The organism is Streptomyces sp. NPDC051555 (assembly GCF_044454405.1).
GTDB lineage: Bacteria > Actinomycetota > Actinomycetes > Streptomycetales > Streptomycetaceae > Streptomyces.
In genome coordinates, this window is sequence record NZ_JBITDP010000002.1 from 885,365 (window position 1) to 899,817 (window position 14,453).

Sequence of the window (14,453 nt, forward strand, 5' to 3'; positions counted from 1 at the left end):
TCTCGAAGGTCCCCATCAGAAGAGGAAGTAGCGCTGCGCCATGGGGAGTTCCGCGGCGGGGGCGGGCTCCACGACGTCGCCGTCGATGGTCACGGTGAAGGTGTCCGCGTCCACCTCGACGCGGGGGCGCGCGTCGTTGTTGCGCATGTCCTCCTTGGTGACCTTGCGGGTGCTCTCGATCGCCACGAACGGCTTGGTCAGGCCCAGGCGTTCGGGCAGGCCGTCGTCGAGCGCGGGCCGGGAGGTGAAGTTGAGCGAGTTGTGGCCGGCGGAGCGACCGGTGGCGCCGAACATCGGCCGGGGGAGAACGGGTTGCGGGGTGGGGATGGAGCCGTTGGCGTCGCCCATCTGCGCGTAGGCGATCTGCCCGCCCTTGACCACCACTTCGGGCTTGACCCCGAAGAAGGCGGGCCGCCAGATGACCAGGTCGGCGAGCTTGCCGGTCTCCACGGAGCCGATCTCGCGGGCGAGGCCCTGGGCGACGGCCGGATTGATCGTGTACTTGGCGACGTAGCGCCGGGCCCGGTGGTTGTCGGCGGGCCCGTCGCCCGGCAGGAAGCCGCGCCGCTTCTTCATCACGTGCGCGGTCTGCCAGGTCCGCATGACGACCTCGCCGATCCGGCCCATCGCCTGGGCGTCGGAGGAGATGATCGAGATGGCTCCGAGGTCGTGCAGGACGTCCTCGGCGGCGATGGTGGAGGGACGGATCCGGGACTCGGCGAAGGCGAGGTCCTCGGGGACCGCGGGGTTGAGGTGGTGGCAGACCATCAGCATGTCGAGGTGTTCCTCGATGGTGTTGACGGTGTGCGGCCGGGTCGGATTGGTCGAGCTGGGCAGGATGTTCGACTCGGAGACCACGGTGATGATGTCGGGCGCGTGCCCGCCGCCCGCCCCCTCGGTGTGGTACGAGTGGATGGTCCGCCCGCCGATGGCCGCGAGGGTGTCGGCCACGAACCCGGCCTCGTTGAGCGTGTCGGTGTGGATGGCGACCTGCGCGCCCGTCTCGTCGCAGACGCCCAGACAGGCGTCGATGACGGCGGGGGTGGCGCCCCAGTCCTCGTGGATCTTGAACCCGAGGGCGCCGCCGCGCAGTTGGGAGTACATGGCGTCGCGGGACATCGTGGTGCCCTTGCCCAGCAGTCCGATGTTGACCGGGGAGTCCTCCAGCGCCGCGAACATCCGGGCGAGGTGCCAGGGTCCGGGGGTGACGGTGGTCGCCTTGGAGCCCTCGGCGGGGCCCGTGCCGCCGCCGACGAGAGTGGTGATCCCGGAGGCGAGGGCCTCGTCGATGATCGTCGGTGAGATGAAGTGGACGTGGGTGTCGATGCCGCCCGCGGTGACGATCTTCCCGTTGCCCGCGATGACCTCGGTCTCCGGGCCGATGACCAGGGCCGGGTGCACCCCGTCCATGGTGTCGGGGTTGCCCGCCTTGCCGATGCCGCAGATCCGGCCGTCGCGGATGCCGATGTCGGCCTTCACGACGCCCCAGTGGTCCAGCACGACCGCGCCGGTGATCACGGTGTCGGGTGCGCCCTCGGCGCGCGTGGTGCGGGCCTGACCCATCGACTCGCGGATCACCTTGCCGCCGCCGAAGACCGCCTCGTCGCCGGAGCGTCCGGGGCCACCGCTGAGGTCCTCCTCGATCTCGACGAAGAGGTCGGTGTCGGCCAGCCGGATCCGGTCACCGGTGGTCGGCCCGAAGAGGTCGGCGTACTGCTGCCGGGTCAGCTCAGCCATCGAGCGGCCCCCCGGTCTCCCCGCGCAGGCCCGGCACGACGCGCAGCCCGGCGAGCGGTACGAGTTCCACCGCGACCGGGATGCCCGGCTCGAAGCGGACGGCCGTACCGGCGGCGATGTTCAGCCGGAGCCCGTGGGCGGCCGCCCTGTCGAAGTCGAGGCCCGGGTTGACCTCGGCGAAGTGGTAGTGGGAGCCGACCTGGACGGGCCGGTCGGCAGCGTTGAGCACGGTGAGACGGGTGACGGCGCGGCCTTCGTTGAGGCGCACCGGACCGTCCCCGAAGCAGATTTCGCCGGGGATCATGGGGGGTGCCTCTCAGACTATGGGGTCGTGGACGGTGACGAGCTTGGTCCCGTCGGGGAAGGTCGCCTCGACCTGGACGTCGTGGATCATCTCGGGAACGCCCTCCATGACCTCCGCCCGGGTCAGCACGGTCCGCCCCGAGGCCATCAGTTCGGCCACCGTGCGGCCGTCGCGGGCCCCTTCGAGGATGTGGGTGGTGATCAGCGCGATCACCTCGGGGTGGTTGAGGAGCACCCCGCGCGCCCTTCGCTTCTCGGCCACATCGGCTGCCACGTGGATCAGGAGTCTTTCCTGCTCGTGCGGTGTGAGTTGCACCCTTATCACCCGGTTTCTCGACGTCTTCGACTGCGCGCCGTGCGAGACCTTATCCACCTTCAACACTTTGTTGACCTGCCCATATGCGGCCCAAGCAGTTCTTGCCCGAGGAGGGGCAAGACTTTTCGGGTCGCACACCGCGGCTTTGCCATGTCTTGGCTGGATGCAGACGTTGGAGCCCAGACCTGACCCCCTGTCCGGCGCCAGGCCGACGTCACGTTAGGGCGCGGGCTTTTCCGTCGTGTTAACCCACGTTTCCGCCGGGGACCGCGTTCGACGACCGCGCCCCGTCCGGGCTCCGCGCCGTATACGGCGGTAGGTTGGGCCCGGGCGACCCGCCCCCGACGAGGGAGACGCGTGTACTACAACCCGGTCCGCCACATCACCTTCGACGCCCTCGACCCCTACAAGGTGGCCGCGTTCTGGGCGTCGGTGACCGGCTACACCATGCAGGAGGACGACGTCGAGGGCGACTCGGAGATCCTGCTGACCACCGACCAGCCCGGCGTGCCGGGACTGCTGTTCGTCCGGGTGCCGGACGCCAAGAGCGTCAAGAACCGTGTGCACCTGGACATTTCGCCGCCGACCGGAACCCGCGACGAGACGGTCGAACACCTCGTGGGCCTCGGCGCGCGCGTCCTGGACGACCAGCGTCGCCCGGACGGCAGGGGCTGGGTGGTCCTGGCCGATCCCGAGGGCAACGAACTCTGCATAGAGCGCAGCGCCCCCGAGCGCGGGCAGGGCTGACGGCGCTCACGGGCCCGACGGCGCTCAGCCGCGGCGCGCGGCCGGGACGGTCCAGGGCAGGGCGATCCAGACCGTCTTGCCGCCGTCCTCGGTGGGGCTGACCGAGAGCCGGCCGCCCGATTCCGCGGTCAGCCAGCGGATGATGACCATGCCCCGGCCGTTGTCCTGCTGGACCGCGGCCGGGAGCCGCTGGGGCCACCGCGGGTGACTGTCCGTCACGCCCACCCGGAGCACCTCCTCGCGCTCCAGGCGGACGTCCACGGTGAAGGTGGGCGACTGGCCGAAGGTGTGTTGCACCGCGTTGGTGGCGAGTTCCGAGACGATCAGTCGGACGGTGTCCGCGGTATCCGCGTCATCGGGCAGTCCCCATCCGCTGAGCACGTCCGCCACGTAGCGCCGGGCGGTGGAGACCGAGGCGGGATCGCTCGGCAGGGTGACGGATGCTTCCTGGTGATCTGCCATGGCGCGGTCCCTTTCCCACCGGAGCGCAACGCCCCGGATCTGTGCTGAGCGCCAGAGTGCCACTCATTGTCCCGGCCCGGCTGCCGTTCACCCAAGATCTGCATATATCTGTCCCTCGTTGCGGTGAACTCTGCTACGGAAGACCGTATTTGGACGGCAGACTGGTGCGAGCTGTGCCGGTGGAAGGAGGCGGGTGTGCAGCACGGTCCCTCGGTACGTCGGCGCAAGCTCGGCGAGGAACTGCGTGCGCTCCGTGACCGGTCCGGACTCACCAGCGGTGAGGCGGCCCGGATCGTGGGGTGGCACCAATCGAAGATCAGCCGGATCGAGACCGGCCGCAGCGGGGTCAAGCCCGAGGACGTGCGGCTGCTCCTCGACGCCTACGGTGGCGTGGGCACCCAGCAGCGCGCCCTGCTGGAGGCGCTCTCCGCCTCCGCCGCGGGCCCCGGGGCCGAGACCGGTCGGGGCCCCCAGTGGTGGCACGACTACCGCGGCCTGCTGCCGCAGGAGTACCGGGACTTCATCAGCCTGGAGGCGGGGGCCCGGTCCGCGCGCACGGTGGAGCTGTCGGTGGTCCCCGGCCTCTTGCAGACCCCCGCGTACGCGCGCGCCGTCACCCGCGCCGCGCTGGGCGGGCTGCCGGAGCCGAAGGTGGACGCGCTGGTCGACGTACGGCTGGCCCGGCAGTCGGTGCTGCGCACGGATCCGCCGCTGGAGCTGAGCGCGGTGCTCGACGAGGCGGTGCTGCGGCGCCAGATCGGCGGCCCGGGGGTGATGGCGGAGCAGCTGCGGTCCCTGGTGGACGTGGCCCGGCTGCCCCAAGTGCGGCTCCAGGTACTGCCGTTCAGCGTGGGGGGTCATCTCGGCCTGACCGGACCGTTCGTAATTTTCTCATTTCCGAACATCGCCGATCTGGATGTGGTGGTACTCGACCATTTGACGAGTAGCCTCTATCTGGAGCGGAAGGAAGACCTCGAGGCGTACAGCGCCGCATTCCGCACCATTCAGGCGCACGCCCTCCCGCCCCAGGACTCGTCGGATCTGATCAGCGCACTTGCTGACGACGCGTAAGGAGGCACCCCCGTGTCCGCAACCCCCTTATCCACCCGCGGACTTCTGATCAGCGCGCGGTGGCGGCGCAGCAGCCGCAGCACCGGAATGAACAACTGTGTGGAGACCGCCGTCCTCAGCGGCGGCCTGTTGGCCGTCCGCGACTCCAAGCGGGCGGACGGCCCGGCCGTGCTCTTCACCGGGCCGGCCTGGGACGGTTTCCTGACCCTGGTACGGGCGGACCTCGCCCGGTAGGCCGGGGCCGTGCCCGTACCTAGTCCGTGGCTCCGGCCGGCGCGGTCGCGAGGATCGTGTCCACGGCCCGGGTGATCTCCTCCCCCGTGAGATCCCCCCGGGCGGTCAGCCGCAGCCGGGAGATCCCGTCCGGCACGGACGGCGGCCGGAAGCACCCCACGGACAGACCTGCCTCGCGGCAATCGGCGGCCCAACGCAGTGCCGCCGCGGCCGACGGGGCCCGCACCGACACCACGGCCGCGTCCGGCCGGGCCGCGGTCAGGCCGGACGCGGTGAGCCGCCCGTACAGCCGGTCGGCCACCTCCCGGGCCCGGGCCGCGCGCTCCGGTTCGCGCTGGAGCAGGCGCAGGCTCGCGAGGGCGGCGCCCGCGGCGGCCGGAGCCAGCCCGGTGTCGAAGATGAAGGTCCGGGCGGTGTTGATCAGGTGCCGGATCACCCGGGCCGGTCCGAGCACCGCTCCGCCCTGGCTGCCCAGGGACTTCGAGAGGGTCAGCGTCGCCACCACGTCGGGAGCGCCCGCGAGCCCGGCGGCGTGCAGCGCGCCGCGGCCGCCCTCGCCCAGCACCCCGAGCCCGTGCGCGTCGTCCACGACCAGGGCCGCGCCGTACTCCCGGCACACGGCCGCGTAGGCGGCGAGCGGCGCGGCGTCCCCGTCCACGGAGAAGACCGAGTCGCTGACCAGCAGCGCCCTGCCCGTGTGCCCGGCCAGCGCCTTGCGCGCGGTGTCCGGATCCGCGTGCGGGACGACCTCGGTACGAGCCCGCGAGAGGCGGCAGCCGTCGACGATCGAAGCGTGGTTCCCGGCGTCCGAGACGACCAGGGTCTCCCGGTCGCTGAGCGCGGTGACGGCGGCGAGGTTGGCGGCGTACCCGGAGGACAGCACGAGGGCGGCCTCGAAACCGCAGAAGGCGGCCAGCTCCCGTTCCAGCTCGGCGTGCAGCTCGGTGGTCCCGGTGACCAGTCGCGACCCGGTGGCCCCGGCGCCCCAGCGCTCGGCCGCCGCCCGCGCGCCCGCGACGGTCTCGGGGTGCCGGGTCAGCCCGAGGTAGTCGTTGCTCGCCAGGTCGAGGAGCGGCGAGGAGGCCGGGCGGGGGCGCAGCGTGCGGACCAGTCCTGCCAGCTCCCGGGCCCGCTCCGCGTCGTCCGTCCAGGCGAAGACATCGGCGGGGTCGGGGGTGTGCTGGGGCATCGGCGGTCCTCGTTTTTGTCGGCAGTCCACAGACCTGCCCGACCCTAGCCGCCGTGACTCCAGCGCCAGGTGTGGCGATACACACACTCTGATCCGGCCATGTTGTGCGATCTCTCCTTGGCCGGGAGTGGTCGTGTGGTCCAGGATCGGCCTCATGGACCTGCTGAACACCCTGGTGGACAAGGGGCTGCGGCGCGAGCTGCCGACCCGCGAAGAGGCGCTCGCCGTACTGGCGACCTCTGACGACGAACTGCTCGACGTGGTGGCCGCTGCCGGCAAGGTGCGCCGCCAGTGGTTCGGGCGTCGGGTCAAGCTGAACTACCTGGTCAACCTGAAGTCGGGCCTGTGCCCCGAGGACTGCTCCTACTGTTCCCAGCGCCTGGGTTCGAAGGCCGAGATCCTGAAGTACACGTGGCTGAAGCCGGAGGAGGCCTCGCAGGCCGCCGCGGCCGGGGTCGCGGGCGGCGCGAAGCGGGTCTGCCTGGTGGCGAGCGGCCGCGGGCCGACGGACCGGGACGTGGAGCGGGTCGGCAAGACCATCGCCGCGATCAAGGAGCAGAACGAGGGCGTCGAGGTCTGCGCCTGCCTGGGCCTGCTGTCGGACGGTCAGGCGGAGCGGCTGCGCGACGCGGGCGCCGACGCCTACAACCACAACCTCAACACGTCCGAGGCGACGTACGGGGCGATCACCAAGACGCACACCTACGCGGACCGCGTGGACACCGTGCAGAAGGCGCACGCGGCGGGCCTCTCCGCCTGCTCCGGCCTGATCGCGGGCATGGGCGAGAGCGACGAGGACCTCGTCGACGTCGTCTACTCGCTGCGCGAGCTGGACCCGGACTCGGTGCCGGTCAACTTCCTGATCCCGTTCGAGGGCACACCGCTCGCCAAGGAGTGGAACCTCACCCCGCAGCGCGCGCTGCGGATCCTCGCGATGGTCCGCTTCGTCTGCCCCGACGTCGAGGTCCGCCTCGCCGGCGGCCGCGAGGTGCACCTGCGCTCGATGCAGCCGCTCGCGCTGCACCTGGTCAACTCGATCTTCCTCGGCGACTACCTGACCAGTGAGGGCCAGGCCGGCCAGACCGACCTCGACATGATCGCGGACGCCGGATTCGAGGTCGAGGGCGCCGGTACGTCGACCCTCCCCGCGCACCGCTCCGACGCGCTGGCCGGCGGCTGCGGCTCGCACGGCGGGGGCGCGGCCGCGGGTGCGTCCGTGTGCGGATCGGCGGCGTCCTCCGCGTCCTCCGCGTCCTCCGCGTCCTCCGCCGACGCGGGTGCGGCGGGCTGCGGCTCGGCGTGCGGCGGCTGCTCCGGCCACGGCGGGGAAGCGGCGGCGTCCGTACCGGCCGCGGCTTCGGTACCGGCCCCCTCGGGCCAGGCCGAGGCCGGCGAGGTGCGCTCGGACCTGGTGGCCGTGCGCCGCCGCGGCGCGGGAACGGAACTCGCGCCCAATGCCTGACCGGTACCACCCGCACGACCCGCTGCCGGCCGATGCGCTCCTCGCACTGGACCGGCAGCACGTCTGGCACCCGTACGGACCCATGCCCGGCCGGCAGGAGCCGCTGGTCGTCTCCTCCGCCTCGGGCGTCCGACTGCGGCTCGGCCGGCCCGCCGAGGGTCGGGACGAGCTGGTCGACGGCATGTCGTCCTGGTGGTCGGCCATCCACGGCTACAACCACCCGGTGCTCAACGACGCCGTGCGGGACCAGCTCGGCCGGATGTCACACGTGATGTTCGGCGGGCTCACCCACGAGCCCGCCGTCCGGCTGGCCGCGAAGCTGGTCGAGATCTCCCCGGCCGGCCTGGAGCACGTCTTCCTCGCCGACTCCGGCTCGGTCTCGGTCGAGGTCGCGGTCAAGATGTGCCTCCAGTACTGGACCTCGGTGGGCCGCCCGGGCAAGCACCGCCTGCTCACCTGGCGCGGCGGCTACCACGGGGACACCTGGCAGCCGATGGCCGTGTGCGACCCCGAGGGCGGCATGCACGAGCTGTGGCAGGGCATGCTCCCGCGCCAGCTCTTCGCGCAGGAGCCGCCCGGCGGCTTCGACGCCCCCGTCGACCCGGCCTACGTCGACCACCTGCGCTCCCTGGTCTCCGCGCACGCGGACGAACTGGCCGCGGTGATCGTGGAGCCGGTGGTGCAGGGCGCCGGCGGCATGCGCTTCCACTCCCCGGGCTACCTGCGGGTGCTGCGCGAGCTGTGCGACGAGTACGACGTGCTCCTGATCCTGGACGAGATCGCGACCGGATTCGGGCGCAGCGGCGCCCTGTTCGCCGCCGACCACGCAGGGATCACCCCGGACGTGATGTGCCTCGGCAAGGCGCTGACCGGCGGGTACGTGACGCTCTCGGCGACGCTCTGCACGGCGCGGGTGGCGGACGGGATCTCCCGGGGCGAGGTGCCGGTGCTGGCCCACGGGCCGACCTTCATGGGCAATCCGCTGGCCTGCGCGGTGGCGCTGGCCTCGCTCGACCTGCTGCTGTCCCAGGACTGGGCGCGGGAGGTCAAGCGGATCGAGGCCGGGCTGCTGGAGGGCCTGGCTCCGGCGGCCGAGCTGCCCGGGGTCAAGGACGTACGGGTGCTCGGGGCGATCGGCGTGGTGCAGCTGGACCACCCCGTCGACATGGCCGCGGCGACCCGGGCGGCCGTCCGGGAGGGCGTGTGGCTGCGGCCGTTCCGGGACTTGATCTACACGATGCCGCCGTTCGTGACGGGTGACGGCGATGTCGCGCGGATCGGCCGTGCGGTGTGCGCGGCGGCGCGGGAAGGCTGAGCGGTTCGATGGGTGCGGGTATGGGTGGTGCTGGTGGCGTGGGTAGTGCTGGTGGTTCAGAGGGTGTGGTCGCGGTGAGTTCCCTTCCGACGGGCGTGGTGGTGGTGTCCGGTACGGGCACCGAGATCGGCAAGACCGTGGTCACCTCGGCGATCGCCGCCGCGGCCCTGGCCGCCGGGCGTTCGGTGGCGGTGCTCAAGCCCGCGCAGACCGGGGTCGCCCCGGGCGAGGACGGTGACGCCGCCGAGGTGCGGCGGCTCGCGGGGGCCGGCGTGACCACGCTGGAGCTGGCCCGCTACCCGGAGCCCTTGGCTCCGGACACCGCGGCCCGGCGCTCCGGACTGGCCACGGTCGGGCCCGACGCGGTGGCGGGGGCCGCGGCCGAACTGGCCGCGGAGCACGACCTGGTCCTCGTCGAGGGCGCGGGCGGGCTGCTCGTGCGCTTCGACGAGGCCGGGCACACCCTCGCCGACGCGGCCCGACTGCTACGGGCCCCGGTACTGATCGTGGCTCCCGCCGGGCTCGGCACCCTGAATTCGGCGGCGCTGACGGGCGAGGCGCTGCGGGCCCGCGGGCTGACGGGCCTGGGCATCGTGGTCGGCAGCTGGCCCGGCGCCCCCGACCTGGCCTCGCGCTGCAACCTGGCCGACCTCCCGGTGGTCTCCGAGATGCCGCTGCTCGGGGCCGTGCCGCAAGGATCGGGCGCCCTGGCGCCCGCGGCCTTCCGTGCGGCCGCGCCCGGCTGGCTGGCCCCCGACCTGGGCGGCGCGTGGTCCGCGACCGCGTTCCTGCGGGCCTGGTCCTGAAGCCCGGGCGGCCCGGGATCCGGCCCGCCCGGTCCGGTCCGCCCGGCCCCTCGCCGCGTGCGTCCCGGTGAACCCCCGCGCCGGGAGGGGTGACGCCCCGTGGCGCGGGGAGACTGAAGACATGCGTACGTCCGCCCGCACCGGGAGGTCCGTCATGTCACCGCGCCCCCGACCGGCCCTGCCCCGGGACGCCGTCCACCACCCCGTGTTCGCCCGCTTCTACGCCCGGATGAGCGTCCAGGCCGACGCCCACGGCGGGCTCGCCGCGCTGCGCGGGGAACTGCTGCACGGCCTCTCCGGCCGGATCATCGAGATCGGCGCGGGCAACGGGCTGAACTTCGCCCACTACCCGCGCGCCGTCTGCGAAGTCGTCGCGGTCGAGCCGGAGCGCACCCTGCGCCGCCTCGCCACCGCCGCCGCGCGGCGGGCCGAGGTCCCTGTGGACGTCGTACCCGGCGCCGCCGAGGCCCTCCCGGTCAAGAGCGAGGCCTTCGACGCGGCCGTGGCCTCCCTGGTGCTGTGCACCGTACGGGACCTGCCGCGCTCCCTCGCCGAGCTGCACCGCGTCATCCGGCCGGGCGGTGAGCTGCGCTTCTTCGAGCACGGGCTGGCGCCGGGACCGATCATGGCCGGGGTGCAGCGCGCGCTGGACCGCACCGTGTGGCCCCGGTTGTTCGGCGGCTGCCACACCGCGCGGGACACGCTGGCCGCGATCGAGGCCGCCGGGTTCCGGATCGTCGAGCAGCGCGGGGTGCGCGTACCGGAGCGCGGGCCCGCGCTGCCGACCTCGTACTGCGTGATCGGATCGGCCCGGCGCAGCGACGACTGACCGGCGCCGCTTTCGTACGGAGGACCATTGCGCGCGGGCGAGGGCACGTGTTTGGCTCACCGCCATGATCGATCTGCGCATACGGACCGCCGACCCGGCCGACGCCGAGGAGGTGCTCGCCTTCTGGAAGGAAGCGGCGGAGGGCACCTCCATCACGGACGACGTGGACGGTGTGACCCGCCTCGTCCGGCGCGACCCGCAGGCCCTGATCCTGGCCGAGTCCGACGGGCTCCTGGTGGGCACCGTCATCGCCGGCTACGACGGTTGGCGCTGCTCGCTCTACCGGTTGGCGGTGCTCCCCTCGCACCGCCGGCAGGGCGTCGGGACGGCGCTGCTGGACGCGGCCGAGCGGCGGTTCCTGGCGGTGGGCGGACGCCGCGGGGACGCCATGGTGCTGGAGGAGAACGAGCGGGGCCGGCGGGCGTGGGCCGCGGCGGGCTACGTGCGCGAGGACCACTGGCGCCGCTGGGTCAAGCCGTTCGGCCCCGCGTGACGCGGATGCGGGCGCTTTGCCGATCCTTTACCCTATGGAGAACCGTTCTCCTCGAATCGAAAGGTGTGAGCGTCCGCCCATGGGCGAGCCTCCCAGTACCCGACATCGCGCGATACCCCTCCTCCTGTCTGATCATGGGACGGAGGTGAACCGATGACCGAAGTGCTTCTGCTCGTCGTCGCGCTGCTGCTCTGCCTCGCGTGCGGGGTCTTCGTCGCGGCCGAGTTCTCACTGACGACCATCGAGCGCAGCGAGCTCGAAGAGGCAGCCGAGCGGGGCGAGCGCGGGGCCGACAGCGCCCTGGCCGCCGTCCGCAGCCTGACGTTCCAGCTCTCCGGCGCTCAGCTCGGCATCACCGTGACCGGCCTGGTCATCGGCATGATCTCCAAGCCCTCGATCTCCGCGCTACTCACGGGCCCGTTCGAGGCCATGGGGCTGCCCGCCGGAGCCGCTTCCTCCACCGCCCTGATCCTGGGCACCGCCGTGTCGACCGTCGTCCTGATGGTCGTCGGCGAGCTGGTCCCCAAGAACTGGGCGATCTCCTCCCCGCTGGCCGTGGCCAAGCGGGTGGCGACCATGCAGCGGATGTTCAGCCGGGCCTTCAAGCCGCTCATCGGCCACTTGAACACCACGGCCAACCACATGGTCCGCCGCTTCGGCCTGGAGCCGGCCGAGGAGCTGGCCTCGGCGCGCAGCCCGCAGGAGCTGGTGGCCCTGGCGCGGCACTCCGCGAAGGCGGGCGCGCTGGAGAAGGACACCGCCGAACTCTTCGTGCGGACCCTGAACCTGGCCGACCTGACCGCGGAGAACGTCATGACCCCGCGCGTCCAGGTCACCGCCCTGGACGTGCAGGCGACGGCGGAGGACGTGGCGAACGCGACCATGGCCACCGGCCTGTCGCGCTTCCCCGTCTACCGCGGCAGCCTCGACAGCGTCGTCGGCACCGTCCACATCAAGGACGTCCTGGCACTGCCCGCCGCGGACCGCCGCCGCCACCCGGTCTCGCAGCTGCTGCGCGAGCCGCTGCTCGTCCCCGAGTCGCTGACCGTGGACCGGCTGCTGGAGCGGCTGTCCGGCAGGCAGACGATGGCCGTGGTCATCGACGAGTACGGCGGCACGGCCGGCGTGGCCACGCTGGAGGACATCGTCGAGGAGGTCGTGGGCGAGGTGCGCGACGAGCACGACCCGCACGAGACCGCGGACCTGGCCCCGGCCGGTACGGACGCCTCCGGCCGCGGGCTCTTCTCCGCGGACGGCGCGGCCCGCACCGACCAGCTGGAGCGGATCGGGCTGCGGGTGCCGGACGGCCCGTACGAGACCCTGGCCGGGCTGATGGCCACGGAGCTGGGCCGCATACCGGTGGTCGGCGACAGCCTGGAGCTGGGCGGCTGGCAGCTGGACGTGGTGGACGACAGCGGGCGGCGGGCCGCCCGCGTCCTGCTGCACGCCCCCGTCGCGGCGCCCGCCGACGCACCGCGGGACCGCGCGCGCCGCAAGCAGAGCAGGAAGAGTGCCGACACGCACCCGGAGGAGGGCCGATGACCGCGATCCAGTTGCTGATCGGCCTGGCGACCCTGGTCGTCAACGCCTTCTTCGTCGGCGCGGAATTCGCGCTGATCTCGGTCCGGCGCAGCCAGATCGAGCCGTACGCCGAACAGGGCGACCGACGGGCCCGGGCCGTGCTGTGGGGCCTGGAGCACGTATCGGCCCTGATGGCGGCCGCCCAGCTGGGCATCACCCTGTGCACCCTGGTGCTCGGCGTGGTCGCCGAGCCCGCCATCGCCCACCTGCTGACCCCGCTCCTCGACCTGGTCGGAGTACCGGCCGGGGTGACCCACGCCATCTCCTTCGTGGTGGCCCTGGCACTGGCGACGTACCTGCACATGCTCTTCGGTGAAATGCTGCCGAAGAACGTGGCGCTGGCCGAGCCGGTCCGTACCGCGCTGCTGCTCGGACCGCCGCTGGTGGCGCTGACGCGGGGGCTGAGGCCGGTGATCTTCGCGATCAACGCCTTCGCCAACGCGCTGCTGCGGATGCTGCGGGTCGAGGTGAAGGACGAGGTCGCCGCGACCTTCTCGGACGACGAGCTGGCGCGCATCGTCAAGGACTCCAGCGCGGCCGGCCTGATCGACGGCCGGGCGAGCGAGCGCCTGCACGACGCCCTGGAGCTGGGCCGCAGGCCCGTCATCGACGTGGCGCTGCCCGTGGACCGGGTGGTCTCCGCCGGCGAGGGCATCACGCCCGAGGGCTTGGAGCGCCTCTCCGCCGCGTCCCGGTACTCGCGGTTCCCGGTGCTCGACGGCCAGCAGAAGATCCTGGGCTACCTGCACGTCAAGGACGCCCTCGACGTGACCGCGCGCGACGAGGCCTTCCCGGTCTCCGCCCTGCGGCCGATCGCCCAGGTCCGGGCCGAGACCCCGCTGGACGACGTGCTGACCGCCATGCGGCGCAGCCGTACGCACCTGGCGGCGGTCCTCGCGGCGGACGGGTCCATGACCGGTCTGGTCACGATGGAGGACGTACTGCGCGAACTGTTCGGCAACCAGACGGCCGCATAGGGACGCGCGGTTCCCCGGCACCGCTCGCGCTCGCGGGACCGGGGAACCGCGCGGTAACATCGCTCCGCCATGGAGATGAATGCGTCTTACACGAGTCTGGTCGCGGTCGGCGACTCCTTCACCGAGGGCATGTCCGACGCGCTGCCGGACGGGTCCTACCGGGGCTGGGCGGATCTGCTCGCCGCCCGTCTCGCGGACCGCGCGCCCGGGTTCCGCTACGCGAACCTGGCGGTGCGCGGGAAGCTGATCGGCCAGATCGCCACCGAGCAGGCACCCCTCGCCGCCTCCATGGGCGCGGACCTGGTCACCCTGGTCGGCGGCCTGAACGACACCCTGCGCCCCAAGGTCGACATGGGACGGGTGCGCGGCCACCTGGAGGCCGCCGTGGAGACGCTGGCACCCGCCTGCGGACAGCTCGTGCTGATGCGCTCGCCCGGCCGCCAGGGGCCCGTGATGGAGCGTTTCCGTCCGCGCATGGAAGAGCTCTTCGCCTTCATCGAGGAACTGGCGGCGCGGCACGGCGCACTGGTCGTCGACCTGTACGGCGCCCCCGTGCTGGCCGATCAGCGCCTCTGGCACGCCGACCGGCTGCACCTCACCGACGAGGGCCACCGGCGGGTCGCCGAGGCCGTGTGGCAGGCCCTGGGGCTACCCGCGGAGGAGGACTGGCGCGCGCCGCTGTCCCCTGCCCGGCCGCCGGGCTGGGCCGTCCGGCGCGTCGACGACGCCCGCTTCGCCCGCGAACACCTGCTCCCGTGGATCGGCCGCCGCCTGACGGGCCGCTCCTCCGGGGACGGCCGCCCGGCGAAGCGGCCGGAGCTGCTGCCGTACGCCACCGGAACGGGCGAGCGGCTCTCGTAGCAAGCCACAACCAGAGGCGGGGCACCCACCTGCGTAAACGCACAGCCGAAGCGCAAGTAGAATCCCTACA

General features: G+C 72.7%; 16 protein-coding genes. 11 read left to right on the top strand and 5 right to left on the bottom strand.

Features of this window, described 5'->3' with window-relative positions; all coding sequences use genetic code 11:
• Positions 1–15: 15 nt before the first annotated feature.
• From ACIBEA_RS07855 to ACIBEA_RS07865, 3 genes are read right to left on the bottom strand one after another with little or no spacing between them, the layout of a single operon-like run.
• Positions 16–1,737 carry an urease subunit alpha gene (locus ACIBEA_RS07855; RefSeq protein ID WP_399258928.1) on the bottom strand — a complete coding sequence of 574 codons (1,722 nt, stop codon included), beginning with the start codon at positions 1,735–1,737 and terminating at the stop codon, positions 16–18.
• Positions 1,730–2,041, bottom strand: a complete 312-nt coding sequence (locus tag ACIBEA_RS07860) for an urease subunit beta (protein ID WP_399258929.1) — start codon at positions 2,039–2,041, stop codon at positions 1,730–1,732. The genes ACIBEA_RS07855 and ACIBEA_RS07860 overlap by 8 nt, the downstream gene beginning before the upstream one ends.
• Positions 2,042–2,053: 12 nt before the next feature.
• Positions 2,054–2,356: an urease subunit gamma gene (locus ACIBEA_RS07865; RefSeq protein WP_385777001.1), complete on the bottom strand. Its 303-nt coding sequence runs from the start codon at positions 2,354–2,356 to the stop codon at positions 2,054–2,056.
• Positions 2,357–2,713: 357 nt separating this feature from the next.
• Here ACIBEA_RS07865 and ACIBEA_RS07870 point away from each other — a divergent pair, with 357 nt between their 5' ends.
• Positions 2,714–3,103 (top strand): VOC family protein, encoded by a 390-nt coding sequence (locus ACIBEA_RS07870; RefSeq protein ID WP_399258930.1) that lies wholly within the window; start codon positions 2,714–2,716, stop codon positions 3,101–3,103.
• Positions 3,104–3,127: 24 nt separating this feature from the next.
• Here ACIBEA_RS07870 and ACIBEA_RS07875 read toward each other — a convergent pair whose 3' ends face one another.
• A complete protein-coding gene (locus ACIBEA_RS07875; RefSeq protein ID WP_385776997.1) occupies positions 3,128–3,565 on the bottom strand; it encodes an ATP-binding protein in 438 nt (145 codons plus the stop codon).
• A gap of 195 nt (positions 3,566–3,760) precedes the next feature.
• Here ACIBEA_RS07875 and ACIBEA_RS07880 point away from each other — a divergent pair, with 195 nt between their 5' ends.
• On the top strand, positions 3,761–4,636 hold the full coding sequence (locus ACIBEA_RS07880) for a helix-turn-helix domain-containing protein (RefSeq protein WP_399258931.1): 876 nt from the start codon (positions 3,761–3,763) through the stop codon (positions 4,634–4,636).
• Between the two features lie 12 nt (positions 4,637–4,648).
• Complete coding sequence (locus ACIBEA_RS07885; protein ID WP_385776993.1) at positions 4,649–4,870, top strand: DUF397 domain-containing protein; 222 nt, start codon at positions 4,649–4,651, stop codon at positions 4,868–4,870.
• 19 nt (positions 4,871–4,889) lie between these two features.
• Here the strand turns inward: ACIBEA_RS07885 and ACIBEA_RS07890 are convergent, their stop codons facing one another.
• A complete protein-coding gene (locus ACIBEA_RS07890) occupies positions 4,890–6,059 on the bottom strand; it encodes an 8-amino-7-oxononanoate synthase (RefSeq protein ID WP_399258932.1) in 1,170 nt (389 codons plus the stop codon).
• A gap of 154 nt (positions 6,060–6,213) precedes the next feature.
• Here ACIBEA_RS07890 and bioB point away from each other — a divergent pair, with 154 nt between their 5' ends.
• The 8 genes from bioB (at position 6,214) to ACIBEA_RS07930 (ending at position 14,383) form a co-directional block, all read left to right on the top strand.
• Entirely contained in the window at positions 6,214–7,521 is a 1,308-nt protein-coding gene (gene bioB, locus ACIBEA_RS07895; protein WP_399258933.1) for a biotin synthase BioB, read from the top strand.
• Positions 7,514–8,836, top strand: coding sequence for an adenosylmethionine--8-amino-7-oxononanoate transaminase (locus tag ACIBEA_RS07900; protein WP_399258934.1), 1,323 nt, complete (start codon positions 7,514–7,516; stop codon positions 8,834–8,836). Before bioB ends, ACIBEA_RS07900 begins: the two co-directional genes overlap by 8 nt.
• Before the next feature lie 74 nt (positions 8,837–8,910).
• Positions 8,911–9,642 carry a dethiobiotin synthase gene (gene bioD / locus ACIBEA_RS07905; protein WP_399258935.1) on the top strand — a complete coding sequence of 244 codons (732 nt, stop codon included), beginning with the start codon at positions 8,911–8,913 and terminating at the stop codon, positions 9,640–9,642.
• A 121-nt stretch (positions 9,643–9,763) separates the two neighbouring features.
• Positions 9,764–10,471, top strand: a complete 708-nt coding sequence (locus ACIBEA_RS07910) for a methyltransferase domain-containing protein (protein ID WP_399258936.1) — start codon at positions 9,764–9,766, stop codon at positions 10,469–10,471.
• Positions 10,472–10,535: 64 nt separating this feature from the next.
• Complete coding sequence (locus tag ACIBEA_RS07915) at positions 10,536–10,964, top strand: GNAT family N-acetyltransferase (RefSeq protein ID WP_399258937.1); 429 nt, start codon at positions 10,536–10,538, stop codon at positions 10,962–10,964.
• 153 nt (positions 10,965–11,117) lie between these two features.
• Positions 11,118–12,506 (top strand): hemolysin family protein, encoded by a 1,389-nt coding sequence (locus ACIBEA_RS07920; protein ID WP_399258938.1) that lies wholly within the window; start codon positions 11,118–11,120, stop codon positions 12,504–12,506.
• Entirely contained in the window at positions 12,503–13,522 is a 1,020-nt protein-coding gene (locus ACIBEA_RS07925; RefSeq protein ID WP_399258939.1) for a hemolysin family protein, read from the top strand. Before ACIBEA_RS07920 ends, ACIBEA_RS07925 begins: the two co-directional genes overlap by 4 nt.
• A gap of 69 nt (positions 13,523–13,591) precedes the next feature.
• Positions 13,592–14,383 carry an SGNH/GDSL hydrolase family protein gene (locus ACIBEA_RS07930; protein WP_399258940.1) on the top strand — a complete coding sequence of 264 codons (792 nt, stop codon included), beginning with the start codon at positions 13,592–13,594 and terminating at the stop codon, positions 14,381–14,383.
• Positions 14,384–14,453 lie beyond the last annotated feature (70 nt).